This is a genomic window from Pedobacter psychroterrae, assembly GCF_004331695.1.
Classification (GTDB): Bacteria; Bacteroidota; Bacteroidia; order Sphingobacteriales; family Sphingobacteriaceae; genus Pedobacter; species Pedobacter psychroterrae.
This window is the reverse complement of record NZ_SJSL01000001.1, coordinates 1043299-1068554: the sequence shown is the minus strand read 5'-3', so window position 1 is coordinate 1068554 and position 25256 is coordinate 1043299. Positions and strand designations below refer to the sequence as shown.

General features: G+C 42.6%; 28 protein-coding genes. 9 read left to right on the top strand and 19 right to left on the bottom strand.

Going from position 1 to position 25256, the window contains the following annotated elements; all coding sequences use genetic code 11:
- Nucleotides 1–3: 3 nt before the first annotated feature.
- Nucleotides 4–636: a thiamine phosphate synthase gene (locus EZ437_RS04710; RefSeq protein ID WP_131593731.1), complete on the top strand. Its 633-nt coding sequence runs from the start codon at nucleotides 4–6 to the stop codon at nucleotides 634–636.
- A 60-nt stretch (nucleotides 637–696) separates the two neighbouring features.
- Entirely contained in the window at nucleotides 697–1974 is a 1278-nt protein-coding gene (locus tag EZ437_RS04705) for an MFS transporter (protein ID WP_131593729.1), read from the top strand.
- On the opposite strand, the gene EZ437_RS04700 is transcribed toward EZ437_RS04705, so the two are convergent.
- The 15 genes from EZ437_RS04700 to EZ437_RS04630 all read right to left on the bottom strand — a co-directional run bounded on the left by EZ437_RS04700 (nucleotide 1967) and on the right by EZ437_RS04630 (nucleotide 15948).
- Nucleotides 1967–2965 (bottom strand): family 43 glycosylhydrolase, encoded by a 999-nt coding sequence (locus EZ437_RS04700; protein ID WP_131593727.1) that lies wholly within the window; start codon nucleotides 2963–2965, stop codon nucleotides 1967–1969. The two genes, EZ437_RS04705 and EZ437_RS04700, sit on opposite strands and share 8 nt — an antisense overlap.
- 11 nt (nucleotides 2966–2976) lie before the next feature.
- Nucleotides 2977–4716, bottom strand: coding sequence for an ABC transporter ATP-binding protein (locus EZ437_RS04695; protein WP_131593725.1), 1740 nt, complete (start codon nucleotides 4714–4716; stop codon nucleotides 2977–2979).
- Between the two features lie 90 nt (nucleotides 4717–4806).
- Complete coding sequence (frr, locus tag EZ437_RS04690; protein WP_131593723.1) at nucleotides 4807–5370, bottom strand: ribosome recycling factor; 564 nt, start codon at nucleotides 5368–5370, stop codon at nucleotides 4807–4809.
- 42 nt (nucleotides 5371–5412) lie between these two features.
- Nucleotides 5413–6120 (bottom strand): UMP kinase, encoded by a 708-nt coding sequence (pyrH, locus tag EZ437_RS04685; protein ID WP_131593721.1) that lies wholly within the window; start codon nucleotides 6118–6120, stop codon nucleotides 5413–5415.
- Nucleotides 6121–6130: 10 nt separating this feature from the next.
- The gene (gene nagA, locus EZ437_RS04680; protein WP_131593719.1) at nucleotides 6131–7240 is read right to left on the bottom strand and encodes an N-acetylglucosamine-6-phosphate deacetylase; all 1110 of its coding nucleotides are present in this window, start codon (nucleotides 7238–7240) and stop codon (nucleotides 6131–6133) included.
- 70 nt (nucleotides 7241–7310) lie between these two features.
- Nucleotides 7311–8147: a translation elongation factor Ts gene (gene tsf / locus EZ437_RS04675; protein WP_131593717.1), complete on the bottom strand. Its 837-nt coding sequence runs from the start codon at nucleotides 8145–8147 to the stop codon at nucleotides 7311–7313.
- 98 nt (nucleotides 8148–8245) lie between these two features.
- Complete coding sequence (rpsB, locus tag EZ437_RS04670; RefSeq protein ID WP_131593715.1) at nucleotides 8246–9076, bottom strand: 30S ribosomal protein S2; 831 nt, start codon at nucleotides 9074–9076, stop codon at nucleotides 8246–8248.
- A gap of 18 nt (nucleotides 9077–9094) precedes the next feature.
- The gene (gene rpsI, locus EZ437_RS04665) at nucleotides 9095–9481 is read right to left on the bottom strand and encodes a 30S ribosomal protein S9 (RefSeq protein WP_131593713.1); all 387 of its coding nucleotides are present in this window, start codon (nucleotides 9479–9481) and stop codon (nucleotides 9095–9097) included.
- 10 nt (nucleotides 9482–9491) lie between these two features.
- The gene (rplM, locus tag EZ437_RS04660; protein ID WP_131593711.1) at nucleotides 9492–9935 is read right to left on the bottom strand and encodes a 50S ribosomal protein L13; all 444 of its coding nucleotides are present in this window, start codon (nucleotides 9933–9935) and stop codon (nucleotides 9492–9494) included.
- A 102-nt stretch (nucleotides 9936–10037) separates the two neighbouring features.
- Nucleotides 10038–10808, bottom strand: coding sequence for an SDR family NAD(P)-dependent oxidoreductase (locus EZ437_RS04655; protein ID WP_131593709.1), 771 nt, complete (start codon nucleotides 10806–10808; stop codon nucleotides 10038–10040).
- Nucleotides 10809–10862: 54 nt separating this feature from the next.
- Nucleotides 10863–11291 (bottom strand): L-rhamnose mutarotase, encoded by a 429-nt coding sequence (locus tag EZ437_RS04650; protein WP_205942641.1) that lies wholly within the window; start codon nucleotides 11289–11291, stop codon nucleotides 10863–10865.
- 8 nt (nucleotides 11292–11299) lie between these two features.
- Nucleotides 11300–12943: a sodium:solute symporter gene (locus EZ437_RS04645; protein ID WP_131593706.1), complete on the bottom strand. Its 1644-nt coding sequence runs from the start codon at nucleotides 12941–12943 to the stop codon at nucleotides 11300–11302.
- Nucleotides 12944–12949: 6 nt separating this feature from the next.
- Nucleotides 12950–14179 (bottom strand): enolase C-terminal domain-like protein, encoded by a 1230-nt coding sequence (locus EZ437_RS04640; protein WP_131593704.1) that lies wholly within the window; start codon nucleotides 14177–14179, stop codon nucleotides 12950–12952.
- Nucleotides 14180–14419: 240 nt separating this feature from the next.
- Nucleotides 14420–15055 carry a GIN domain-containing protein gene (locus EZ437_RS04635; protein ID WP_131593702.1) on the bottom strand — a complete coding sequence of 212 codons (636 nt, stop codon included), beginning with the start codon at nucleotides 15053–15055 and terminating at the stop codon, nucleotides 14420–14422.
- A 473-nt stretch (nucleotides 15056–15528) separates the two neighbouring features.
- Entirely contained in the window at nucleotides 15529–15948 is a 420-nt protein-coding gene (locus tag EZ437_RS04630; RefSeq protein ID WP_205942640.1) for a hypothetical protein, read from the bottom strand.
- Nucleotides 15949–15961: 13 nt separating this feature from the next.
- Between EZ437_RS04630 and EZ437_RS04625 the strand changes: the two genes are divergently transcribed.
- The 3 genes from EZ437_RS04625 to EZ437_RS04615 are packed head-to-tail and all read left to right on the top strand — an operon-like array spanning nucleotide 15962 to nucleotide 18285.
- On the top strand, nucleotides 15962–16168 hold the full coding sequence (locus EZ437_RS04625; protein ID WP_131593698.1) for a YtxH domain-containing protein: 207 nt from the start codon (nucleotides 15962–15964) through the stop codon (nucleotides 16166–16168).
- Nucleotides 16169–16178: 10 nt separating this feature from the next.
- Nucleotides 16179–17576 carry an MBL fold metallo-hydrolase RNA specificity domain-containing protein gene (locus EZ437_RS04620; RefSeq protein ID WP_131593696.1) on the top strand — a complete coding sequence of 466 codons (1398 nt, stop codon included), beginning with the start codon at nucleotides 16179–16181 and terminating at the stop codon, nucleotides 17574–17576.
- Nucleotides 17577–17598: 22 nt separating this feature from the next.
- Nucleotides 17599–18285, top strand: coding sequence for a class I SAM-dependent methyltransferase (locus tag EZ437_RS04615; protein WP_131593694.1), 687 nt, complete (start codon nucleotides 17599–17601; stop codon nucleotides 18283–18285).
- On the opposite strand, the gene pepT is transcribed toward EZ437_RS04615, so the two are convergent.
- Nucleotides 18282–19541, bottom strand: coding sequence for a peptidase T (pepT, locus tag EZ437_RS04610; RefSeq protein ID WP_131593692.1), 1260 nt, complete (start codon nucleotides 19539–19541; stop codon nucleotides 18282–18284). The genes EZ437_RS04615 and pepT overlap by 4 nt on opposite strands.
- A 56-nt stretch (nucleotides 19542–19597) precedes the next feature.
- On the opposite strand from pepT, the gene EZ437_RS04605 reads away from it, so the two are divergent.
- Genes EZ437_RS04605 through EZ437_RS04595 form a run of 3 tightly spaced genes read left to right on the top strand, consistent with a single transcriptional unit; the run spans nucleotide 19598 to nucleotide 22628 of the window.
- Nucleotides 19598–20257, top strand: a complete 660-nt coding sequence (locus tag EZ437_RS04605) for an outer membrane beta-barrel protein (protein WP_131593691.1) — start codon at nucleotides 19598–19600, stop codon at nucleotides 20255–20257.
- Between the two features lie 13 nt (nucleotides 20258–20270).
- Nucleotides 20271–22010, top strand: a complete 1740-nt coding sequence (locus tag EZ437_RS04600) for a M14 family metallopeptidase (protein WP_131593689.1) — start codon at nucleotides 20271–20273, stop codon at nucleotides 22008–22010.
- Entirely contained in the window at nucleotides 22011–22628 is a 618-nt protein-coding gene (locus tag EZ437_RS04595; protein WP_131593687.1) for a rhomboid family intramembrane serine protease, read from the top strand.
- Here the strand turns inward: EZ437_RS04595 and EZ437_RS04590 are convergent.
- Entirely contained in the window at nucleotides 22625–23593 is a 969-nt protein-coding gene (locus EZ437_RS04590; RefSeq protein WP_131593685.1) for a hypothetical protein, read from the bottom strand. The two genes, EZ437_RS04595 and EZ437_RS04590, sit on opposite strands and share 4 nt — an antisense overlap.
- 85 nt (nucleotides 23594–23678) lie before the next feature.
- Between EZ437_RS04590 and EZ437_RS04585 the strand changes: the two genes are divergently transcribed.
- Nucleotides 23679–24713 carry a dipeptide epimerase gene (locus EZ437_RS04585; protein WP_131593683.1) on the top strand — a complete coding sequence of 345 codons (1035 nt, stop codon included), beginning with the start codon at nucleotides 23679–23681 and terminating at the stop codon, nucleotides 24711–24713.
- Here EZ437_RS04585 and EZ437_RS04580 read toward each other — a convergent pair.
- Together EZ437_RS04580 and EZ437_RS04575 are read right to left on the bottom strand one after the other, a co-directional pair.
- Nucleotides 24703–24888 carry a DUF6358 family protein gene (locus EZ437_RS04580; RefSeq protein ID WP_131593681.1) on the bottom strand — a complete coding sequence of 62 codons (186 nt, stop codon included), beginning with the start codon at nucleotides 24886–24888 and terminating at the stop codon, nucleotides 24703–24705. The two genes, EZ437_RS04585 and EZ437_RS04580, sit on opposite strands and share 11 nt — an antisense overlap.
- Before the next feature lie 2 nt (nucleotides 24889–24890).
- Nucleotides 24891–25208, bottom strand: coding sequence for a rhodanese-like domain-containing protein (locus EZ437_RS04575; RefSeq protein WP_131595161.1), 318 nt, complete (start codon nucleotides 25206–25208; stop codon nucleotides 24891–24893).
- Nucleotides 25209–25256 lie beyond the last annotated feature (48 nt).

The window sequence follows — 25256 nt, the reverse complement described above, 5'->3', positions numbered from 1 at the left end:
GCCATGAAGAAGTTTATCGAGAAATTACATTTTATCACGCACGATATTAACCATTTAACCCATATCGAACAGGCACAAATGGCTTGCGAAGCTGGTGCAAAATGGATTCAGTACCGCTGTCTGAGCAAAAATGATGATGAACTTCTGAAAGACATCCATGTGATTGCTGAAATCTGTGACGATTGGGGGGCTACCCTGATCGTCACAGATCATATCCATTTAAATGGCAAAGCTGACATTCAGGGTTTTCATATCGAGAACATGTCGGCCGATTTCACCGACATCCGCAATCTTGTAGGAGAAGACATCACGCTTGGGGGTTCTTCCAATACCATAGAAAACCTGCTGCGCATTGCACAGGAAGGTGCAGACTATGCGGGCTTCGGGCCATTTGCGGAGACCAGAACTAAACCAAACAGCTACCCTCATATCGACCTGTCTCAGTACCACCAGGCCGTAATGGTCTTAAGAGATCAAGGATTAGATCTTCCGATACTGGCTGTTGGCGGTGTAAAACTGGAAGATTTGGATGATCTATTTGGTGCGGGAATTTTCGGAATTGCAGTATCTTCTGCCATCAACCAGGCAGCAGATATGAACGAGGCATACAGGTCATTTTATGACAAAATCATGTAACATCTTTTTATACAGTTTTATGTCACTTGACATACATTTGTGCAAAAAATATTTCCCCCTTTGGAAAACCAAAATTTTATTGAAAAGCCAGACCCTTATGCTGCCCTGCGCTACAGGGAGTTTCGTTCTTATCTGGGCATGCGCTTTTTCTTCACCTTTGCGTACCAAATGCAGGCCGTCATCATCGGTTTCCATATCTATCACCTTACGAAAGATCCGCTGGCACTGGGCCTTATAGGCCTTTGCGAAGCCATTCCCGCCATTAGCATCGCGTTATATGGAGGCTACATTGCAGACAAATCTGAAAAAAGAGGTCTGTTGTTAAAAATCTTTACCGGGGTTTTTATATGCTCCCTCATCATGCTGATTGTCACGACCAAACAGATGCGCAATTACGTACCCTCCAGTTACATCGTCCCGATCATGTACTGCATGATCTTCGGAATCGGACTTGCACGCGGGTTTTTCGGACCTGCCACCTTTTCACTGATGGCGCAAATAGTGCCCAAAAAACTCTATCCAAATTCCAGTACCTGGAACAGTTCGAGTTGGCAAATGGCATCTATTTTAGGTCCGGCGGCCGGAGGTTTGATCTACGGTTTTTATGGGATCACTGTCACCTATATCATTATCATCCTGTTTATCTCAATTGCCTTAGTTTGCATCTTCTTCCTTAAACCGCACCCACCTGCATTTATCCCAAAAGAGAGCATTGTCAAAAGCCTTACTGAAGGGGTACAATTTGTGTTTAAAAGCAAAATGATGCTCGGTGCAATGAGCCTGGATTTGTTCTCCGTATTTTTTGGAGGAGCAGTAGCACTCCTTCCGGTCTTTGCAAATGACATTCTCAAGGTAGGATCTGAAGGACTCGGATTTATGCGTGCTGCAGCATCCGCCGGAGCGGTAGTCACCATGCTGGCCATGACGCGTTTTTCGCCTATGGGCAAGCCTTGGCGAAACCTGCTGATCGCTGTCACCGGGTTCGGTACAAGCATCATCTGCTACGGGCTCTCAAAGAATTTCTATCTTACTCTTGTGTTCCTCTTTGCCGAAGGCGCTTTCGATAGTATTAGTGTAATCATCAGGTCTACCATCATGCAGCTGCTTACACCCGATGAAATGCGCGGAAGGGTTTCGGCTGTGAACAGCATGTTTATTGGCTCATCCAATGAAATTGGGGCTTTTGAATCAGGCCTAACTGCCAAACTGATGAGAACTGTACCTGCGGTAGTTTTTGGAGGAAGCATGACCATCCTGGTAGCAGGCATTACCTATCTCAAGACCAAAGGCATGATTAAGCTTAGTTTACAGGAAATAAACGAGCAAAAGCTTAGTTAAGCCGGAGGGCACTTGCTACAGAAGGCCATCCGTTTTTCCAGGTGATCTGTTCTATTCTAAGCTTGGGTTTTGCTTTATCTTTGGCATCATACCCATGAAATACAAGGAAATCTGCGCCATCAAAAGTGTAAGCAGCGTTGTGGCCAACACCGTACCAATACGCATTCCCTTTCATAACCAGGAGTCCACCGCCATCGTTCATATCCCTGCCTTTTTCATCTAAATAGGGACCCGATACTTGCTTTGACCTTCCTACAATCATCCTGTAAGTACTTTTACTTCCCCTGCAGCAAAAGCCAACTGAAGCAAACAAATAGTAATACTTACCTTTTTTAAAGACAAATGGAGCCTCTATCGCATTGGCTTGCGTTTCTTCCGCGTCGGCATTTGCTGCCCTCTCATAGTTTGCTATGGTCTTTATCGCTTTAAGATTTTGCACCGAAACGCTTACGAGGTCCTTATTAAGTTTCAACAGTTGAATCCCGCCCCAAAAAGACCCAAAAGTAAGCCAGGCATTTTTTTTTGCATCTATAAAAACATTCGGATCAATAGCATTCCAGTTCGTTTTCCCAGGAATTGATTCAAGTACCAAACCCTTGTCTTCCCATTTAAAAGAAGCTGATTCCTCATCCAGCGTCACATTTGTAGCTACGCCTATTGCTGATGTATTCTTTCCAAACGTAGATACACAATAGTACAAGTAATACTTACCATTTATAAACTGGATATCCGGAGCCCATATAAAATCCTTAAAACCCTTAACTACCTTTATCGCCCATTGTGGCCCTTCAGAAAAAACAGGTCTCTCCCGCTTCCAGTTCACCTGATCTTTACTGCTCCAAACATTGATTCCCCGTCCTGTCGCAAATACATAAAATGTGTTTCCTTGTTTGATCATTACCGGATCATGAACAGATATCTCTTTTTGCAGCTCCTGCGAGGCCGCTTCAGAAGCATATATCAAAAGAAATAGCAATACCAATGTTTTCATAAAAAACAAGATTATCGTTCACCTACCTGCTGTCTCCACATGGCAAAGTACAGTCCTTTCTCAGCCAGTAAATCTTCATGTTTACCTTGCTCAATAATATAACCTTTTTCTAAAACATAAATCCTGTCTGCATGGCGGATGGTGGATAGACGGTGGGCAATTAAAATAGTGACATGACTTGTAAGTACAGATACATCACGGATAGTCGCAGTAATTTCTTCTTCGGTTAAGGAATCCAAAGATGAAGTAGCTTCATCAAATACCAGGATATCCGGATTGCGCAGCAATGCCCGGGCAATAGACAAACGTTGTTTCTCACCGCCTGAAACCTTGACACCACCTTCTCCGATTACTGTGTCCAAACCTTTGTCTGCTCTGGCCAGTAAATTCTGACAAGCGGCCTGGTGCAGTACCCGCATGCAGTCTTCATCGCTTGCTCCAGGTTTCACGAATTGTAAATTCTCCCTGATCGTACCAGAAAATAATTGGGTATCCTGTGTGACAAACCCGATTTTTTCCCTCAACAAGTCTAAATCTATTTCTGTCCCTGAATTTCTGTTGTATAAAACCTGTCCTTCTATCGGCTGATAAAGGCCTACGAGTAATTTAACCAAAGTTGTCTTTCCGGATCCAGAGGGGCCTACAAATGCAATGGTTTCACCATTATTTACTTCAAAGTTTACATGGTTTAAGGCATTGGTCTTACCAGAAAGGTGTTTAAAACTCACATTAGAAAATGCCACTGTTTCTATTTTTTCCAACTGGATCGGATTCAGAGGTTTTTTATCTACAGGCGTATTTAAAATGTTTTTGAAATTACCCAATGATACCTCAGCTTCTCTCCAGGCCAAAATCACATTTCCTAATTCCTGCAAAGGTCCGAACAGAAAGAAAGAATAGAAGAGAAATGAGAAATACTGGCCAGGCGTAATGGCCTTATCGAAAATTAACATCAGCAATACCACCACCATGGTGCTGCGTACCAGGTTAACCGTAGTGCCCTGTACAAAACTCATGCTCCGTACGTATTTTACTTTTCTTAGTTCCAGTCCTAGAATTTTGTATGTGGTTTTATTCAGCCTGTCGATTTCCTGACTGGCAAGGCCCAAACTTTTCACCAGTTCAATGTTACGCAAAGACTCTGTCGTTGAGCCCGCCAACGCGGTAGTTTCTGCAACAATAGAACGTTGTATGGTTTTGATCTTCCGGCTTAAAAACCAGCTTAAAAAGCTTATAATTGGAATCGAAGCAGCGTAGATCAATGATACTTTATAACTAACAGACAGCGAATAAACAATTACAAATATCAACCCGATCAAACTCACAAAAAGAATACTGATAAAAGAAGTGATAAACTTCTCGCTATCAAGCCTTACTTTCTGTAAGATCCCCAAAGTTTCCCCGCTTCTTTGGTCTTCAAATACCTGGTAAGGCAATTCCAGAGAGTGCTTCAAACCATCAGCATACATTTTTGCGCCAACTTTTTGTACAATAATATTAGTGAAATAATCCTGAAAGTTTTTGGCAATTCTCGATACCATGGCTGCACCGACTGCCAGACCTACTAGACCAAGAACACCCCAAATATATTCAGTTCTGCTTAATTCATTGTGCCTGTTTATATACCTGTCTAAAATTCTACCCGTAAAATATGGATCCAGCAGTGAAAACCCTATATTGAATGCCGCAAGTACCAGAGCCAGAACAACTACCCATTTATGTGTTTTTAAATATTGTAGCAGTAAATTCATTTTTTTATAATTAGAGTGGCAAAAATAAAGAAAGGGAATGAAGCATTCGCTTCGTTCCCTTTAATTTACAAGTAGATTATAATCCGCAGATTAAACTGTCATAACATCTTTCTCTTTGGCTTCTGCATGCTTATCCACTTTGATAATATATGCATCCGTTATCTTCTGAACTTCAGCCTCACCTGTCTTGATCTCATCATCAGAAATACTTTCGCCTTTCAGCTTTTTAATCTTTTCGTTGGCATCTTTACGGATATTACGAACAGTAATCCGACCTCTCTCAGCTTCTTCTTTAACCTTCTTAACCAAGTCCTTTCTGCGTTCTTCAGTAAGCGGAGGTACTACTAGTCTGATGATGATTCCATCGTTCTGTGGATTGATACCAATATTAGCCTCCATGATCGCACGTTCTATGGGAACCAGGAGTTGCTTTTCCCAGGGTTGTATAATTATTGTTCTTGCATCAGGAGTATTGATACTGGCTACCTGACTTAAAGCTGTAGCAGCTCCGTAATAATCAACCATGATACCATCCAGCATCCCTGCCGAAGCTTTACCTGCACGGATCTTCGTGAGTTCAGCTTCACAGTGCAAAATGGCTTTGTCCATAGTTGCCTGCGCATCCTGTAATTGTTTCTTTATGAGATCATTCATAATTTGTAAAATTTACCAAACTTAAATATAAAAAATTTTAGATCAACTCCTTACTAATGTTCCGATTGCCTCGCCATTCGCAATTTTCATAAAATTGCCATGCTTATTCATATCAAACACGATAATAGGCAACTGGTTTTCTTCGCAAAGCGTAAAAGCCGTCATGTCCATTACATTTAAACCATTGGCATACACCTCTTTAAAAGTAATTTCTGAATATTTAGTAGCAGTTGGATCTTTCTCAGGATCTGCGGTATAGATACCATCCACCCTTGTACCTTTCAATACCACATCGGCTTTAATCTCTATTGCACGCAGAGCTGCCGCAGAGTCGGTAGTAAAATACGGATTGCCTGTACCTGCGCCGAAGATGACCACACGCCCCTTTTCAAGGTGGCGCACAGCCCTTCTGCGGATAAACGGTTCGCAGATTTGTTCCATTTTAATTGCTGTAAGCAGTCTTGTCTTAAGCCCTACTTTTTCAAGAGCATCCTGCAGTGCCATACTGTTGATCACTGTGGCTAGCATGCCCATATAATCAGCCTGGGCCCGGTCCATCCCGGACTTTTCAGCACTTAAACCGCGAAAAATATTACCTCCTCCTATAACTATTGCTATTTGGAGACCTTCATCGTGTACCGCCTTAATGTCTTCAGCATATTGCCTTACAACCTCATTATCAATACCATATTGCTTTTCGCCCATCAGCGATTCGCCACTTAACTTCAGTAGGATGCGTTTATATTTCATGACCTCAAACTTAGATAAAATTGCTTTTATATGCAAAAACCTTTCCCAACTCTAAACTGTCAGATAGCAGTAGCAGATTTGCACTGCTGTTAACAGTCAAACTACCCGTTTTACTGCTGATTCCCATCAATCGCGAAGGATACAAAGAAGCCATTTTAAAAGCATCATTTAAGGAGATGTCACAGTGCCTTACGCAATTACTTACCGCCTGCAGCATCGTTATATTCGAACCCGACAACGTACCATCAGGAGTAATAAATTTCTCACCTGATAGCTGATGCTGATACGGCCCAACCTGGCATTCTGTCACCGCATCGGTGATTAAAAACAACCTGCCGGTCATCAATCTATGGCTCATCTTAATCACTTCAAAATCAACATGGCTTCCGTCGACGATGATACTTGCCATTGCCTCTGGGTGACTGAAAGCAGCAACAGGAAGTCCCGGAGCCCTGTGGTGTATAGCAGACATTGCATTAAATAAGTGCGTAGTCGTTTTAAATCCTTTGTTATAAGCTGCTGTTGCCTCCTCAAAATTTGCATCACTATGACCCAGAGAAAGTACCACCTTATTGTCGAGTAAATAATTGATCACCGAATCATCCTGAAGTTCCGCAGCAAGTGTCATCATTTTTACTGTCCCCTCAGCCCGGTCCAGCAGCTCCTTTACTTCGTCCAGCGATGCTTTGCGAACATATGCTTCAATATGTGCCCCTCTCCTTTTGGAATTGATGTAAGGACCTTCCAGGTGTAGCCCCCAAAATCCCCTGGCTTCATTTCTATAGGCTTTTGCTGCTTCAATGCACTTACTTACTATTTCCTTGCTATTCGTTGCTACACAGGCCAGAAATCCTGTAGTTCCTTTAGCCGACAGGTCATTATCCATCTGCCTTAATGTATCTGCCATAGGGTAGGCAGAGAACAGGTTTCCCCCACTTCCATAGATCTGCAAGTCAGTAAAGCCCGGAGTGATATAACCACCCTTAGCATCCACTACTTCGTATCTATCCAGAATCTGATCAGCACTTATCTTGACTATTTTTCCATTCTTTATGAAAATGCTTTGGCCTGTGATCAGGTTATCATCAATAAAAAACTTACCATTTACAATCGCTATCATAACTACTAATATAAGGCAATAAAAAAGGCCTCTTATAAAAGAGGCCTTTTTTATTTGAACAGGGTGGGTATTAAGCGCCCAATTGTACACGTTTAAATGCAACAACAGTTAAACCTTTTGCAGTTTCATCTAAAAACTTACGAACATCTTTAGAAGAATCCTTTACAAATTCCTGGTTTAATAAAGTACTGTCTTTGTAGAATTTATTCAATTTACCAGCAGCGATTTTTTCAACCATTGCTTCAGGTTTACCTTCAGCTCGTATTACTTCTTTAGCAATTTCAGTTTCACGCTCTATAACAGTAGCATCCACATCATCCTTATCTAAAGCAACCGGGTTCATAGCAGCAATTTGCATTGCTATGTCTTTACCAGCCTCATCTGCGCCAGCCACATCCTGGTTCAAAGCAACCAATACACCTAAACGGTAGTTACCGTGGATATAAGGAATTACTTTCTCGCCAGATACCGTTTCAAATTTAGAGATACCGATCTTCTCGCCGATTTTACCAGTGTTTTCAACGATTATGTCAGAAACCTTCTGACCATCGATCTCCATTGATAAAAGTTCTTCAAGAGAAGCAGGGTTTTTATCGATTGCAAGATCTGTGAATTTGTTAGCCAACGCAACAAAATCAGCATTTTTAGCAACGAAATCAGTTTCGCAGTTTAATTCAACTACTACACCACGTTTGCCATCAGCAGTAGCTTTAGCAACCACAACACCTTCATTAGAATCGCGATCCTGACGTGAAGCTGCTACTTTAGCACCTTTTTTACGTAAATAATCAACGGCTGCTTCAAAATCTCCGTTTGCTTCCACTAATGCTTTTTTGCAGTCCATCATACCGGCACCGGTCTGTTGGCGTAATTTATTTACATCTGCAGCAGTAATTTGTACTGACATCTTTATTTCCTTTTTAAGTTATTATTTAAAAAATTATGGGTCGTACAGTATTGTTGTAAGTAATCCTTCAACGCACCATACAACCCATATTATATTATTTAAGCTTCTTCGCTTGTACCTTCTTCGGTTTCAGCATCAGCACTTACTTTTTTTCTTCTTGCGCCAGGAGCAGCAGCTTCCGGAGCATCAGCAGCAGCTTTAGCAGCTACAGCTTCTTTTTCAGTTTCATCATCCTTTTCGCGTTTACGCTCGTCCAAACCTTCTTCGATTGCTTTGATGATTACATCACAGATTAAAGAGATAGATTTAGTAGCATCATCGTTCGCAGGGATTGGGAAATCGATGTTAGAAGGATCAGAGTTAGTATCTACCATTGCAAAAGTTGGAATGTTCAATTTCAACGCTTCGCTGACAGCAATATGTTCTTTTTTAACATCAATTAAAAAGATCGCAGCAGGTAAACGGTTTAAATCCGCGATACCGCCTAATAAGCTTTCCAATTTGATACGTTCACGCTGGATCATTAAACGCTCCTTTTTAGAAAGGATTGAATAAGTACCGTCTTTAGTCATTTTATCGATGGTAACCATCTTTTTGATTGACTTGCGTACCGTAGCAAAGTTGGTAAGCATCCCACCTAACCAACGTTCGGTTACGAAAGGCATGTTTACTTTTTTAGCTTGTTCAGCAACGATTTCTTTAGCTTGTTTCTTAGTCGCTACAAATAAGATCTTACGACCTGATTTTACGATCTGTTTGATCGCTGAAGCAGCTTCTTCAGTTTTAGTTAAAGTTTTATTTAAATCTATAATGTGGATACCATTGCGTTCCATAAAAATATATGGTGCCATTTTTGGGTTCCATTTACGGGTAAGGTGACCAAAGTGTACACCTGCATCCAGTAAGTCTTGATATGTAGTTCTTGCCATTGTTTTGTCTCCTTAAGATTAACGTTTACTGAATTGGAATTTCTTACGTGCTTTCTTGCGTCCTGGTTTCTTACGCTCAACCATACGCATATCACGGGTCATTAACCCCTTAGCGCGCAATGCTGGTTTTTTCTCAGCATCCAACTCAACAATAGCTTTAGCGATAGCTAAACGAACTGCTTCTGCCTGACCTTTAACACCACCACCTGCTACATTTACTTTTACATCATACTGGCCAACAAGTTCAGAAACTTCGAACGATTGGTTAACGATGTATTGTAAAGGTAAGGTTGGGAAATATTCTTTGTGGTCTTTACCGTTTACGGTAATAGTGCCATTGCCATCTTTTAAATAGATACGTGCAACAGCTGTCTTTCTTCTTCCTGAAGTATTAGTAACTGACATCTCTTCTTAATTAAAGTGTAATGGTTTTTGGTGATTGTGCCGCATGTGGATGCTCTGTTCCTGCGTAAACATAAAGGTTGGTGTACAATTTAGCACCAAGTTTAGTTTTAGGAAGCATACCACGTACCGCTTTCTCGATAACACGCTTAGGATGTTTCGCCATTAACTCTTTAGGAGAAATGAAACGCTGACCACCTGGGTATCCGGTATAAGAAGTGTATACTTTATCAGTAAACTTACTTCCGGTCAACTTAATCTTGTCTGCATTAATAACGATCACGTTATCACCGCAGTCTACGTGTGGGGTGTACTCAGGCTTGTTTTTACCACGGATGATCATTGCGATCTTCGATGACAAGCGCCCCAAAATCTCGCCTTGTGCGTCAACAACAACCCACTGTTTGTTAACAGTTTTAGCATTGGCAGAGACAGTTTTGTAACTTAACGTATTCACTTGCTTGTATTTAATTTGTTAAACAATTATTTATCCCCCGTAATTTTAGGGACTGCAAAGATAGATTAAAATCTTTAATTGTCAAAGAGTTGAGGAAATATTTTACCGCACAGATCTGTAGCCCAGTTCCGCGCCTCCGCTCACTGGCAGATTGGCACCTGTGACAAACCTCGCCTTGTCCGAAATCAGAAAAACACAGGCATCCGCTATCACATCTCCATCAGGACAATAGCCCATAGGATGTATATCGTTTAGGTATTTCTCTATTGAAACCGGATCAGGCTGCTCCCTGCTCCAACTCCTCAGCATAGGTGTCCATACACCCGCCGGCAACACAGCATTTACACGAATGCCATAAGGAGCATAGTCCAGTGCCATCGATTTTGTCAGTACATTCAGCGCCCCTTTTGTTGCAGTATACGCCGCATGGTTGTCCTGCCCTATTTCACCAACCAGGCTACTCGTATTCAAAATACACCCTTTAGATTCTTTAAGCGCTTCAAAACCAAACCTGGTGGTATACAATACACTTTTCAAGTTCACATTCATCACCCTGTCCCATTCCTCATCAGTTGTTTCATGCAGGGGTTTGGAAGGTGCAGCAATGCCTGCATTATTATGTATTGCATTTATCTTTCCATACCGGCTTAGTGTTGCTTGCATAGCCTTTTCTACTTCTCCGGCATTGGCCACGTCACACACAATGCCCATATGCTCATCCCCCAGTGTTTTAGCGGCAGCTTGTACCGGCCCCTCAGAAGAAGCCAGCAAGACCACTTTAGCTCCCTCAGCCGCATATGCCTTTGCACATTCCAGCCCGATCCCCGTAGATCCTCCTGTCAGGAAAATGACTTTATCAGTTAATAATTGCATTCTTTTTATTCTATGATTTTTTATATTCGGTTAATTAATAATAGTTTCATACCGCTAATCGGTATGAAACACGGCTTCCATATCAGTCCATATCTGGTTTTTCACTGCCGCCTGCGGCAATGGCTGCTGGCATGGGTCTGTCTCTTTCCACCATCGCTGCGTAGCCGGATCTGCCGCCATCTTTTTCATGTCGGCATCAAAGTCTTTTCCTGCATACTCAAAATAGCTAAACAGGTAGTATTCATTGCCGATCTTTTGAAGATAGATAGAGTAGTTACGGATGTTGCATTCCTTGATCTTTTTCAGCACCTCAGGCCATGCATCTGCATGAAGTTTTTTATAGTACGCAAGTTTTTCATGCTTAAGGCCAGTTACCGATCCAAATCTTTTCACTTCGGTTTTAGCAGGGCGATCAGCACAAGCAGAAAACAACATACTGCTCAGCAGCAAAGCAAGCACGCTTTTTTTAATTTGTATATTCATTTTAAAGATTACCTAAATACATAATACAACACCCCGGTCAGGAGCAATAACAGTACAGAAAGCACTTTATAGTTTCCAATGCCTTTCCATCCGGCACCTTCCAGAGGCTCCCAGGGTGTCTTCCAGTAGAGCATAGCACTTTCAGCAGTATGTTTTACCGGATATAGCTTCGAAAAACCCACCTGCATCACCACACAGGTACAGAACAGATAAAAAGCCATCATCATAAAAGGAATATGGCCAATGGTCGTTTCCGGGTACAGCTTATTAATGGCAAATACGATCACCCCAAGCGCAGATCCGATCCATAACGTCAGTTTGGCCGATGCAGCTGAAGCTCCTTTCCAGAATACGCCCAGCAAAAACACACAGGTTATCGGAGGCGCTATGTGCGCAATGATGTCGTTCAGCCCGTTAAATATACTCTCATACCGGTTTAACAGGGGCAGCAAGCCTAGCGAAAACACGAGCGCCAGTCCTGCAGAGATTTTCCCCGCCATGATCAGCTGCTTATCTGAAGCCTGCGGACGGTACCGCTGGTACACATCATAACTTACCATGGTAGAGATAGAATTGAGCGCTCCCGATACCTGGCTCATCAGACCTGACAGTAATGCCGCCACCAGTACACCTACCAGTCCTGAAGGCAATAGCTGCGTGATCATTAGTGTATAAATACCTTTGGAGTTTACCTGTCCATTTGAATCTACCCCCAAACTGCTTACATCCAGGTAACCAGATTTTGCCAACGTATAAGCAAAGAGACCCGGCAATACAAAAATAAATACCGGAAGGATCTTGATAAAGCCACAAAACAATGGCCCCACCCTTGCATGGTTTTCATCTTTAGCACCCAATACGCGCTGTACAATCGTCTGGTCAGCGCACCAGTACCAGATCCCTAATATCGGATAGCCTAAAAACACCGTATACCAAGCCATCCCGCTGCTATCTCCATGCGGGCGCAGCATCGATAGCTTATCCATTTGGCCATTATCTTTCAGCACTTGTGTCATTGGCTCCCATCCGCCCATTTTACTAAATGCAGCATAGCTGATAATGCATGCGCCAGTAAGTAAAACAACAGTTTGGATAGATTCCGTTACCACTACCGCCTTCAGACCGCCAATGATTGTATAAATCGCAGTGATGATACAGATTACAATCACGCTTACATACATATTCAGGCCAAACAAAGTTTGCAGTACAATTCCGCCTGCCAGCATAGAAAAAGCGATATGTATGATGATTGCAGATACAATGGAGATGATGGTCAGCCAGTCGCGACTGGACCTGTCATACCGCTTTTCCAGAAAATCAGGTAATGTGGCCACGCCAGATCTAATATAAAAAGGCACAAAGAACAGTGCCAGCAAGATCAGGGTAAAAGCTGCCATCCATTCAAAGTTTCCGTTCAGCAGTCCGCTGTCAAAACCGCTTTGCGCCAGGCTTACCAGGTGCACCGTAGAGATATTCGTGGCAAACAGCGCCAGTCCGATGGCCGGCCATTTCAAAGACTTACCCGCCAGAAAGTATTCACCCGCAGCACTGGCTTTACTTTTCCTGCGATGGCTGATACCCGCCCACAATCCTATAGCCAGGATGCCAAGGATGTAAAAAACGCTGATACCTAAATCTAAAGATTTTAACATTTCCGCTTAATTTAAGGATTTTAAATCACAACTGCTTCCAGGTTCCATTGGTGTCTGATACACCCCGCCTGTTACTTTAACCGGATGTACAAAGTGCTGCTGCAAATGGGGGATATGCTCCAGAAACAAGGCCTCATGTCCCATCGAAATATGATTAAACAAAACCAGGTGCTGATGCAGCTGTCCCATATCCCCCACATGTGGCACCACTGGAATGCCATACTTGCGGCAAAGCAAACTGATGGTGATAAACTCGCTCACACCACCTACCCTTACTGCATCTGCTTGTATAAAACCGGCAGAACCCGTCTGCAGGTAATTCTTAAAGATGATCCTGTTGGGCACATGCTCTCCCAGGGCCAGCTTGGTCGGAGCGATGGCATCTGCCAATACTTTATGTGCCAGTATATCATCAGGGTGGGTAGGTTCCTCAATCCAATAAGGGTTCATGCCCTGCAGTTCCTTACAGATCTTTAGTGCCTGGGGCAGGGTCCATTGCTGATTGGCGTCCAGCATTACTTTTACACTGTCTCCCGCCTCTTCCCTTACTATATGGGACCTGCGGATATCCCTTTCCGGATCAGTGCTGCCTACTTTCAGTTTCATAGCCGTAAATCCCTCAGCTATCGCTTTCTTACAGTTTTCGCGTACTTTTTCATCACTGTAGTTAAACCAGCCTATCGAAGTATCATAACCCGGATAGCCAGTCTGCAAGATTCGTTCCCGTTTATCCTTACCGGCCAGGTTTTCTTTAAGCAAGTGTATCGCCTGTCCAGCTGTCAGTTCATCTTCCAGGTACGACAAGTCTAGTGTGCTCACCACCTCTTCAGCCGAAAGATCATTCAGCAATTTCCAAAGCGGAAGGCCTCTCTTTTTTGCCCACAGATCATAACAGGCATTTGTCACTGAAGCAAGGGCGAGATGCACTATTCCCTTATGCGGGCCAAGCCATCTAAACTGCTGTTCGTTGCTAAGTTGGTTAAATACGCTTCCAAAATCAGCCATCAGTTCTTCAATATCCCTGCCCTTCAGCTGCATTGCATAAAACTCTGCAGCTTTACACACCAGGTCATTTCCTTCACCCAGCGTAAAGGCAAAACCTGTTCCTACGATGCCGCTATCATCTATTAAACTAGTGACCGCATAAGAATAGATAGGGTCCCGGTGAATTGCATCACTGCCGGCACCTTTGGCCAGCGGAAACCTGGCGTCATTTACCCGGATTTTCTGTATCATAATTCATATTCATTTTGGTTTATATTTGTGTATGGCTATGGAGGTCTAAAATAAAACCTTCCACATGTATATACAATGAATTATGCTTCTGTTTTAATGTATTATTCTATTATGGCAGCTCCCTTCGGTTCGGCCAGGGGTAGAGGTTTTCTTTCCCCTTTGCCAGGCATAGCATAAAAAGGGCTGCAGATATTAAAATCTGCAGCCCTTACCCCTACGTCCCCGTATATGTTCGTTTTGTTATTTTCCAATTGATGCGCTCAAGCTATCTGCCTTCACCACTACTGGACCTGCCAGCCTGCTATCCGTTTTGATGCTCACAAAGCTGTCAAACCTTACGTTTCTCATATTGCTGGCAATCAGCGTATGCTGATCAGTTGAACCGCTCATTTTCAATGTTGCATCATCACTTACTACAGTATATAAGCTGCCAGACATGGCGTTCAATTTTGCTTTAGCATCCTGGCTTAAAAATACCTGAAGATACTTCACGTCAAAATTGTTGCTCGTTACTACTGTTGCACTTCCCGCAGCCTCTATTCTCTGAAGGTCTTTGATCGATACATTGATCGTTACCTGGCGGCCTTCAATGGAATTGATATATAGTGTATTTCCTTTTCTCTGGATAAACGTAGTCTCCGCATTAAAGTTCTCACCTGCAGTAATCCCTTCTTTTTCATTTTGGGTCAATACCACTTTTACGTTCCCGCTCGCCCAGATCCTGTTAACTCCGTTTACTGATGTTTGTGGTATTGATGTACTTATATTGATCTCATTGTTGTTCCCATTTACCGCTGCAAAAGTTGTCATTGCTGAGCTGGTTAATACGATACCTGTTAATACTGTGGCGAATAATGTTTTAGTTAAAGTTTTCATAATAATATTTTTTTGCGTTTTAAATTTCTTTGTTGTTTGTAATTAAGACGCCATCCGGGCTAAAACGTTGCACGCAATAATGGCGTATTATACCAGCATCAAGTAACTCACGACAAACACCCAAAAGTTTTCGACGAACCGGATGTAATTTTTGATCATTGCTTAAAGCAGACAGGGCTGGCACCAAGGGTCTGTAAGCCGCCTTGATTACCGATGCCGCGGAAAATTGGATGCATTACAAGAAAATGACCACCCGGGCCTCTCAATTTTGTAAATGCGATGCATCCGGCTTTCCAAGGGCCTTGCATAAGCATTCGTAAAGCATTGCAAGGGGGTTGGAATAGCCTTTCGCCCATCCAACGTTTTTGGAACGCCTCTACAATGCTTTCCCAATTCCGAAGACACGTACACATGTAATGCCAGACAGCCGTCGCGCAGGGTAAAAGGCAGCTACACACACGCTCGTAGTTCATTTACCTGATCAGCCAGGCCAGGACAAGCTGCCAAAGTATACAGATGATAAAAAGCACACTAATGGCGATATACAGCCAGCTGTTAGAAAAGTAATTGTGATCCAAAGAAGACAGGACAATATTTACCGTCCAGGTGATCAGGATGCCGGCAAAGACCAAACTCAAAACTCCGAGACCGTAGTGCAACCAGCCGAATTTTAGTTCACGTTCGATATTCCTGATCATAAAGCCATTGTAGGTAACGATGACCAATATGCCCAGTGCGGCAAAAGAATTGCTGTTTATGAGATAAGAAACATAATAAATTAGTGCCAGTGTAATGTTGATATAGGACAAAGTTTTCAGCATATTTAAATATACGAAATTACAAAGGCTTTCATTTTCAAAACTATTTACCCGATGCTTTTGTTTATATTTCATAAAATATACAATCATGAAAAAAGAAACTAAAATTATAGCAGGTGTATTGGCAGGAGCAGCGCTTGGAGCAGCAATAGCATTGATCCTATCATCAGATAAAAATAGCGAAATGAAGGACAGGGTTAGTGATTGGTTTTGTGACCTGATAGATGCCTCCAAAGATAAATTTGCAGATGTGACCGATAAAGTAAAAGACACCCTATCTAAAGTAAATGTCTAGGGATCACTAAATGAAGATTACTTTTCATGGTGCAGCGCGTGCTGTAACCGGCAGTAAGCACTTAATCGCATTAAATAACAATACAAAAATATTACTGGACTGTGGGATGTTTCAGGGCATGGGCGAAGTAACCGATAAACTAAACGGTTACTTCGGTTTTAAGCCTGCTGAGGTCACCCATGTTGTACTGTCGCACGCACATATAGATCACTGCGGACTATTGCCCAGATTGGTAGCGGAAGGCTTTGCAGGTAATATATATTGTACACCTCCTACCATGGACCTCGCAAGAATACTGTTAATGGACTCAGCAAAGATCCAGATGCAGGATGCAGAATATCTAAACAAAAGCAGAAGGGAAAATGAGGAAGTAACAGAAGCGCTTTATTCAGAGGATGATGTTGCCAAAACTCTCAGTCTTTTTAAGATAGTCGAGTATAACGAAGATTTTGAGATAGATGGACAGATAAGGATACTGCTTACCGATGCCGGACACATTATTGGCAGCTCTGCGGTACATTTAACCATAACTGAAGGTGGTAAAGAAACTAAAATTACTTTTAGCGGCGATGTAGGGAGGTATGGCGATCTGCTGCTTAAAAGTCCGCAAAGTTTTGCCCAGGCTGATTACATCATCATGGAATCTACTTATGGTGATTCCCTCCATAAAGACCTGGAACCGATTGAGGAAATGTTGCTGGAGATCATTAACCGTACCTGTAAAATTAAAAAAGGTAAGGTGATCATACCTGCATTTAGTGTAGGCCGCACGCAGGAATTACTGTATGCGCTTAACGGACTGGAGCTGAAGGGCAAATTGCCCGACCTTACTTATTACGTGGACAGTCCGCTATCATTACAAGCTACCCAGGTCCTTAAAAATCATCCTGAAGTATACAACAATGGGGTTAAAAGGGTGCTTGCTGTAGATGATGAGATATTCAACTTCAAAGGGCTCAGATTTGTGGAAAGTTCGGCAGAATCCAAGGCGATCAACAATGATCCTCGACCCTGTGTGATCATTTCTTCATCAGGCATGGCCGAAGGGGGAAGGGTGAGACACCACATCAAAAACAATATCAGCAATCAGAAAAACACGTTTTTAATGGTGGGATATGCAAGCCCGGATTCTCTTGCCGGCAAGCTGCTGAATGGCGAAAAGAAGGTTTGGATGTTCAGACAGGAATACGATGTGATAGCTGAGGTAAGATCTATTCAATCAATGAGCGCACATGGCGACTATGAAGACCTTTTGCAGTTTTTATCTTGTCAGGACCCGGAAAAAGTGAAGCAGGTATTTCTGGTTCACGGTGAATATGAGGTGCAGCAGCATTTTGCAAAAAGATTGATCGACAAAGGTTTTAAGCGTATTGCCATTCCGGAATACCATCAGGAATTTGAACTGTAAAGTTTTTAGTTAATTTTACCAAATGGATGTGTTTGGCGAAGCGTTAAAAGACCAGTTTATTAAACCTCCGGCAGAAACTTTATGGGTGCATAATTCTTATGACGAGCCGGAAGAAATGCCTGTCGATATTTATTTCAGGGATGAAAAAGAAATGCCCGAACTGGAGCTTAAGGCCCTGGAACTCTGCAAAGGCAAAGTGCTGGATGTGGGGGCGGGAGTAGGCAGTCATGCACTAATTCTGCAAGAGCGTGGGTTTGACGTAACAGGGATGGACATATCTGCTGCCGCTGTCTCTATTATGAAACAGCGGGGCTTAAAAAATGCCATAGAAGGAAATATACTGACTTATACTGAGGGCAAATATGACACTTTACTCTTTATGATGAATGGCATAGGACTGACAGGCTCTATACCGGGACTAAAGGCTTTTTTAAAGCAGGTAAAGCATTTACTGAACTCTGGTGGACATCTGGTATTTGACAGTTCGGATCTTTCTTATTTGTACCAGGAAATAGCATTCCCTTTGAACGGATATTATGGGGAGGTCAGCTTCAGGTATGAATATAAAAGCATAAAAGGCAACTGGTTTAAATGGATTTATGTAGATCAGCAAACATTAAAAACGATTGCCACAGCCCTGGGTTGGGAAGTAACAATCGTTTTTGAAGATGACAATGACCAGTATCTGGCAAGGTTGACACAGTCTTAGACAAATGCCTGTTCTTCCCAGATCAGGGCAATATTAATAATCGTTTCTACTGCTTTTTCCATATCCTGTATAGAGGCCCACTCCTGTTTTCCGTGGAATGCATGTTCTCCAGCAAATATATTAGGACAAGGCAGGCCCATAAATGACAATCTTGAGCCATCCGTACCACCACGGATACTTTGCTGCTTTGGTTTGATGCCAGCCCTTTCAATAGCTGCTATACCATTTGCAATTACCTGAGGATATTGGTCCAATACCTTCTTCATGTTCCGGTATTGCGCTGTGATCTTTAATTCATATGTAGCATTCGGAAAATCTTCAATAATATTCTGTACAGTAGCATCCAGTAATTCCCCGTTGGCTTTCAACTCTTCGTCATCGAATGCCCGGATGATGAACCGGGCTTCAGCCTGTTCAACGCTCCCGCTGATGTTGACAGGATGCAGGAAGCCTTCTTTGCCTTCGGTAGATTCAGGCGACAAGCACTCGGATGGCAGGGAGCTGATCACATCTGACAGGATTTTGATCGCGCTTTCCATTTTACCTTTTGCAAAACCAGGGTGTGTACTGACACCATAGATAGTTAGTACTGCGCCATCTGCCGAAAAGGTTTCGTCTTCTATAGAACCCAGAGTTTCCCCGTCTATCGTATATCCAAAGTCCGCTCCCAGTTTCTTAAGATCCGCCTTGTCTACCCCGCGGCCGATCTCTTCGTCGGGGGTAAATAAAATTTTAATAGTACCATGCTTGATATCGGGATGCTGAACCAGGAAAGCCGCCGCCTCCATGATCTCTGCAACGCCGGCTTTATTGTCGGCCCCCAAAAGTGTGGTGCCACTTGCAGTAATGACGTCATTCCCTATCTGGTCTTTAAGATCCGGGTGCTCAGACATCCTTAAGATAATGGTGTTGTCATCAGGCAGAACAAGATCCTGGCCTTGATAATTGGTATGGATGATGGGCTTAACATTTGTTCCGCTGCAGTCAGGAGATGTATCCATATGCGAACAGAAGCAGATGACAGGCACTTGCTTATCCGAGTTGGATGGTATGGTAGCATAAACATAGCCGAATTCGTCAAGGTGTGCATCATTAATCCCTATCTCTATAAGCTGCTCTACCAGCACCTTTGCAAGGTCTTTCTGCTTCATGGTAGAGGGTACAGTAGGAGATAAAGGATCAGATTGGGTATCTATCTGAACATATTGTATAAAGCGGGCCTGTAGCCCCTTGGCATGATTTTGGTACTTTTGCATAATGTTTTAAAAAAACAAAGTTATAGATATTAGACCCGATACATATAAATTATCTTTTGAAAATTAGCTTTATTTCATTCTTTACGCTTCTACTTTGTTTAAATGCAGATGCCCAGTCTAATTTTTACAAACTTGGTATTGGTGCAGGATACGGCATCACTCAATCTTATACTGACCTCCCTAAAAGTAAAAGCGGACAGGTGTTTTATGCTGCGTTAGATTATTCCATGAGCCCCGGCTTAAGTTTAGGGATTGAATATCAGAATGGAAACATCAGGGGTGAGGGACAGGGCAACAGCACAGACAGCAGGGTCTTTACCAATAGCTTTGCCTCTGCTGCTATTATCGGTAAACTTTATTTAACCAAATGGCTATATATAGGCGGGGGAGCGGGTATTATTCACAATACGATGGTAAAGATAGAACGCAACGGTGTTTCCGACTCGTTATCTTATCGCGGCAATGATGTATCCAACGACTTACTGCTCCCGCTTAATACTGGTATAAGCTATTACTTTTCAGATTATGCCGGAAGGTCCAGATATGGCATCAACCTAAACCTGCAGTACAACATAACCCTGGGCGAAGGCCTTGATGGTTATGACAATTCATTTACAACTTTTAGAAATGATAAGCCTGATATTTATACTTATTTTTCTGTAGGTTTGAGCTATAGGTTTGGCTGGCTGGGAATATCCAAAAAGTCCCTTTATTAAGTCTGCCAGTAGAATGAGACACTATTTATTGACCATATTTTTCTTCCTTGCAATGGATACTTCAGCTCAGTTGACTCCCTACGAACTAAGTGAAAAAAAAGAAACTGCTACTTACCACCAGGTGATTGACTATTATAAAAAGCTGGATGAAGCGTATCCACAGGCAAAGCTACTAACCTGCGGACAGACGGATTTTGGTAAACCTCTGCATTTGCTGGTATTGGCTAAAGACAAGATATTTGATCCAGCACAGATAAGGAAAAACGACAAGCGTATTTTATTGATCAATAACGGCATTCACCCCGGAGAACCGGAAGGAATAGATGCCAGCATGATGGTTGCCAGGGATCTTCTGAAAGGCAACCTGCTGCCCGAAAATGTGGTGATCTGCATCATACCTGTATACAACATAGACGGCAGCTTTAATAGAACAAGCACCTCAAGGGCCAATCAGAACGGGCCTGTAGCCTACGGGTTTAGAGGCAATAGTAAAAACTATGACCTGAACAGGGATTTTATAAAAACGGACTCCAACAATTCCTATTCATTTCAGGAGATCTTCAATACTTGGCAACCGGAGATTTTTGTAGATACGCATACCAGCAACGGTGCTGACTATCAATATGTGATGACACTCATTCCAACACAAAAAGATAAACTGCACCCTGTTCTTTCTAGCTATTTGACCAATAGTATGCTGCCTTCATTGTATTCAAAGATGGCAAATGCAGGGTATGAAATGACTCCATATGTCAACTCGATCGAGGAAACTCCGGATGAAGGCATCATAGGCTTTTTAGAAACGCCCCGCTATTCAACCGGTTATGCAGCACTGCACAATACCATAGGATTCATGCCTGAGACACATATGCTGAAGGAATATGACAAAAGAGTAGATGCCACTTACCAGCTGCTAAAGATCTATCTGGACATTGTAGTACGCGACGCAAAAGTAATAGGGGAAAACAAACGAAAAGCGGATGAAGATGCCCGCAGGCAGGAGTCCTTTGTAATGGAATGGAAACTTGATAAAAGTAAATTTGACCTCATTGAATTTAAAGGATATGCCGCCAAACAAAAACCCAGCGAGGTAAGCGGTATGCAGCGATTGTATTATGACAGGAATGCCCCTTATACCAAGCAAATTAAGCAATGGAATAATTTTGTGCCGGCAGGAATGGTGGATAGGCCAATTGCCTATATCATACCACAGGCATGGAGCAGGGTGATCGAACTGCTGAAACTGAACAGGGCCATGGTATACGAACTGACCGAAGACATTAGTTTGCCCGTAGAGTCTTACTATATCAGTGATTACAAAACACTAACCAAACCCTTTGAGGGACATTACCTGCATTCGGGTGTGAAGCTGGATACCATCTATGAACGACGTAACTTTTACAAGGGAGATTGTGTAGTCTATTCCGATCAGCCCGTTAGCCGCTATATCATGGAGACCTTGGAACCGCAGGCGACAGATTCTTTCTTCAACTGGAACTTCTTTGATTCAGTACTGGGTATGAAAGAACATTTTTCAGCCTATGTATTTGAAGACGCCGCAGCAGAACTGCTGAAGAAAGATCCCCAACTGAAGGCAAAACTGGAAGGGGAGAAAATCAAAAATGCAGAACTAAAGAAAAACCCTGAGGCCCAACTGGACTTTATCTACAAAAATTCGGACTACTACGAAAAAACACATAACCGCTATCCGGTTGCAAGACTAACTACTGACATAAAATTAATGCTTAAATAAATGGAATATATAAACGAAACGCCTGTAGCCACATTGATCCTTATTTTCACGGTTGTAACCAGTATCTATGCTTTCAATGACAATGGTCTGTTTGGAAAATTTATGCTCCACCCGTATAGTGTATCGCGCAGAAACAAGGTATATACACTGATCACCAGCGGGCTGATCCATGCCGACTGGATGCACCTGATATTTAACATGGTCACTTTCTACTCTTTCGGCTTTCCGCTGGAGCGAGCAATCGGATCATGGCAATTTGGGTTAATCTATTTCGTGGGTTTGATCCTGAGTGACATCCCTACGGTAATAAAACATAAAAATGACATGTGGTACAACAGCCTGGGTGCCTCAGGTGCGGTTAGCGCCGTGTTGTTCAGTTCCATACTGCTCGCTCCTTTTGTAAGTTTGTTTATTTTTCCCATCCCCATTCCAATATGGGCCATTGTTTTTGGTCCGCTATACCTGTTGTACTGTGTGTATGCTTCTAAAAACTCAAGGGACAACATCAACCATGACGCCCACTTTTTTGGCGCACTAACCGGCCTTATCGTCACTGTGATGGTCGTACCGGGAGTGATCCCTCATTTCCTCAGTCAGCTGATGGCAAAGATTGGCTAATGAAGTTCCGGTATGGCAGGAGGATTAAAATAACTCATAGGGTTTGTGGGATCTTTGATGATCTCAAACAAGGTATGTCCCCAGGGTTTCCAAAAATCCTGCAATACCTGTGCATAGGTTTTATGCTGCCAATGATCGAACAAGGCTTTTTGCTGCGTACCTCGTAAAGGCATGGCATCGATGTATATGGCCCCTTCAACCGGAAGAATGGTGTATTCAGGCAAACGGTTGAATAAATAGGCTGAATAATAGAACCGTGCACAAAGTTCTTCAAATTGCTGAGCCGACAATGGTTTGACTTCTATCTGCTTTAAAAGCTCCCCGTGATATCGTTTATTGGTTCCATTGTCCTGCAGACAGGCGACGATACCAAAATCGTTGAGTTTTAAAGAAAAAGTGATCGTATTGATCTCGTCCCTGAAACTGAAAGGGGTGTCTGTTTGCTCAAGGGGTACAACCAGGATAGACCAGGGGACAAAATCTTCAAATATGACATCCAGGTAAATCCCCTGGAGCATGGTATGAAGATTGCCAAACTTATGCATCAGGCCCTGCGACATATTGATACCGTCTTCGCTGATCTGCTGCTGCCGCACTGCGGCATTCATCTCTATGTAAATGAGGCCATACATAAACTTGCCGATCCACCTGAAAAGTTCTGTCTGATCGAGTTGGGAAACCGCAGCATAGCCCTTTGAAAATGCATCAGCTATCTTGTCTTCTAATGGCTGCACAAAATGGGAAAGTACCTCAGTATTGCAGGGAACTTTTAGGGAATTGTAACTGCGCACACTTTCATCCAGTAACTTTATCTGTTCTTCTCCGCTAAAATTAGCCGCCTTCAGCAACCATTCGGGCAGAATAGTTGTTTCTACTACAGGAGTAGAAAAAGTATCTCCGCTCAAAAAGCAGTTTTTATACTTAAAATCGAAGTTTTTAAATGGCTGATATATTGTGCTGATCATACTGGGCACAATATTAAGTATATTATTTTTACATTCGCTGAGGCAGTCATTTTTTTAACTTTTACATTACCAAAGACCCCAAACTATGCAGACAGCATACGCGCCATATCAGCTGGAAATGAAGCATCCATTTGCAATTGCTAAATTTTCCAGAACAAGCACCCCCATTATGTTGCTTAGGCTAAGTTATGAAAATGAACATGGTTATGGAGAAGCATCGATGGTACCCTACATGGGTGAAAGTATGGAAACTGCTAATGAATTTTTAAAGAAGGTAGATTGGGAAAGTTTTATATACCCCTTCCATTTTGAAGAAATAATTACCTACCTGGACAGCATATCCATTGGTCAGCCTGCTATAAAAGCAGCCATTGAAATTGCGCTGAATGACTTGAACGGAAAGCTATCCGGCAAACCGTGCTATGAGCTCTACCATGCCGATCCACTGAAAATGCCATTGACCTCTTATACCATTGGGATTGACCGGCCTGAAGTGATCAGGCAGAAAGTGGCCGACGCAAAAGGGTTTAAAGTACTGAAAGTAAAACTGGGCCGGGAGAACGATAGGGAGCTGATCAGTACCATAAGGTCAGTGAGCGACCTGCCGTTGTTTATTGATGCCAATCAAGGTTGGACAGATAAAGCTAAAGCCATAGATATGATCTACTGGTTGCACGATCAGGGTGCATTGCTGGTAGAACAACCAATGGACAAAGCAGATCTGGAGGGCAATGCCTGGCTGACGGGCCGCAGTCCAATACCTATACTAGCCGATGAGGCTTTTCAAAGAATTGGCGATCTGACAGAATTAAAGGGTGCGTATCATGGCATTAACATCAAACTTATGAAAAGTGCGGGGATGTATGAGGCACAGCAAATGATATTAAAAGCACGTGAGCTGGGAATGAAAGTACTGATTGGCTCGATGAGTGAAACATCCTGCGCCACCCTGGCGGGCGTAGCTTTGGCACCATTGTGCGACTGGGCCGATCTGGATGGGCCATGGTTAACAAAAAACAACCCTTTTAGAACACCTGAAATGGCAGAAGGCAAATATCTGCTTAAAGATTCACCTGGCCTGGGACTGGAAGGGATTCCAGAAGGTTTATTTATTTCCTGAACATATTTCGTGTTTCCTTGACAAGCCTGATCTTCAGATAAAGAAAAAATCCGGCAGTGACTACAAATAAAGCGATCAGCGGATACTTACCATTTTCGAAAGACCAGAAAATTCCAAAGAGCGACAAGATGATGCCCAGGTTATAAAATACATTAATTGCGATTTTCTTTATCATGATCAATAAACAGGCATCTCAGGATCAAAGGCTTCCTGCCAGGCAAGAATACCGCCCTGAAGATTGTACAAATTGGTTAATCCCAGCTGCTGCTCCAATTGCATAATTGCCGCCGCGCTTCTCTTTCCACTTCTGCAATGCACAATTACAGGCTTATCAGTAGCAATTTTATCAGTTTCGATCAGAATACCTCCCAATGGAATATTTAATCCTTCAAGATTTGAAGTCTCATACTCGAATGTTTCTCTAACATCGATCAGCTGAAAGTCTTCTTTGTTATCAATTTTTTCTTTAAGCTCTTCTACGGTTATTTCCTTAATCATATCGTTTAATTTTTTCAAAGATATGAATTAGTATCTAGTAGTTAG

Excerpts from the sequence above, each read along its gene's own strand:
- nagA (WP_131593719.1), bottom strand. The coding sequence starts at position 7,240 with ATGATAGCGATTGTAAATGGTAAGTTTTTTATTGATGATAACCTGATC.
- EZ437_RS04710 (WP_131593731.1), top strand. The coding sequence starts at position 4 with ATGAAGAAGTTTATCGAGAAATTACATTTTATCACGCACGATATTAAC.
- rpsI (WP_131593713.1), bottom strand. The coding sequence starts at position 9,481 with ATGTCAGTTACTAATACTTCAGGAAGAAGAAAGACAGCTGTTGCACGT.
- EZ437_RS04590 (WP_131593685.1), bottom strand. The coding sequence starts at position 23,593 with ATGATCAGCACAATATATCAGCCATTTAAAAACTTCGATTTTAAGTAT.
- EZ437_RS04580 (WP_131593681.1), bottom strand. The coding sequence starts at position 24,888 with ATGATAAAGAAAATCGCAATTAATGTATTTTATAACCTGGGCATCATC.
- EZ437_RS04630 (WP_205942640.1), bottom strand. The coding sequence starts at position 15,948 with ATGAAATATAAACAAAAGCATCGGGTAAATAGTTTTGAAAATGAAAGC.
- EZ437_RS04700 (WP_131593727.1), bottom strand. The coding sequence starts at position 2,965 with ATGAAAACATTGGTATTGCTATTTCTTTTGATATATGCTTCTGAAGCG.
- EZ437_RS04600 (WP_131593689.1), top strand. The coding sequence starts at position 20,271 with ATGAGACACTATTTATTGACCATATTTTTCTTCCTTGCAATGGATACT.
- EZ437_RS04695 (WP_131593725.1), bottom strand. The coding sequence starts at position 4,716 with ATGAATTTACTGCTACAATATTTAAAAACACATAAATGGGTAGTTGTT.
- EZ437_RS04640 (WP_131593704.1), bottom strand. The coding sequence starts at position 14,179 with ATGATACAGAAAATCCGGGTAAATGACGCCAGGTTTCCGCTGGCCAAA.
- EZ437_RS04655 (WP_131593709.1), bottom strand. The coding sequence starts at position 10,808 with ATGCAATTATTAACTGATAAAGTCATTTTCCTGACAGGAGGATCTACG.
- EZ437_RS04645 (WP_131593706.1), bottom strand. The coding sequence starts at position 12,943 with ATGTTAAAATCTTTAGATTTAGGTATCAGCGTTTTTTACATCCTTGGC.
- pyrH (WP_131593721.1), bottom strand. The coding sequence starts at position 6,120 with ATGAAATATAAACGCATCCTACTGAAGTTAAGTGGCGAATCGCTGATG.
- frr (WP_131593723.1), bottom strand. The coding sequence starts at position 5,370 with ATGAATGATCTCATAAAGAAACAATTACAGGATGCGCAGGCAACTATG.
- EZ437_RS04650 (WP_205942641.1), bottom strand. The coding sequence starts at position 11,291 with ATGAATATACAAATTAAAAAAAGCGTGCTTGCTTTGCTGCTGAGCAGT.
- tsf (WP_131593717.1), bottom strand. The coding sequence starts at position 8,147 with ATGTCAGTACAAATTACTGCTGCAGATGTAAATAAATTACGCCAACAG.
- EZ437_RS04595 (WP_131593687.1), top strand. The coding sequence starts at position 22,011 with ATGGAATATATAAACGAAACGCCTGTAGCCACATTGATCCTTATTTTC.
- EZ437_RS04625 (WP_131593698.1), top strand. The coding sequence starts at position 15,962 with ATGAAAAAAGAAACTAAAATTATAGCAGGTGTATTGGCAGGAGCAGCG.
- EZ437_RS04635 (WP_131593702.1), bottom strand. The coding sequence starts at position 15,055 with ATGAAAACTTTAACTAAAACATTATTCGCCACAGTATTAACAGGTATC.
- pepT (WP_131593692.1), bottom strand. The coding sequence starts at position 19,541 with ATGCAAAAGTACCAAAATCATGCCAAGGGGCTACAGGCCCGCTTTATA.
- EZ437_RS04615 (WP_131593694.1), top strand. The coding sequence starts at position 17,599 with ATGGATGTGTTTGGCGAAGCGTTAAAAGACCAGTTTATTAAACCTCCG.
- EZ437_RS04585 (WP_131593683.1), top strand. The coding sequence starts at position 23,679 with ATGCAGACAGCATACGCGCCATATCAGCTGGAAATGAAGCATCCATTT.
- rpsB (WP_131593715.1), bottom strand. The coding sequence starts at position 9,076 with ATGGCAAGAACTACATATCAAGACTTACTGGATGCAGGTGTACACTTT.
- EZ437_RS04620 (WP_131593696.1), top strand. The coding sequence starts at position 16,179 with ATGAAGATTACTTTTCATGGTGCAGCGCGTGCTGTAACCGGCAGTAAG.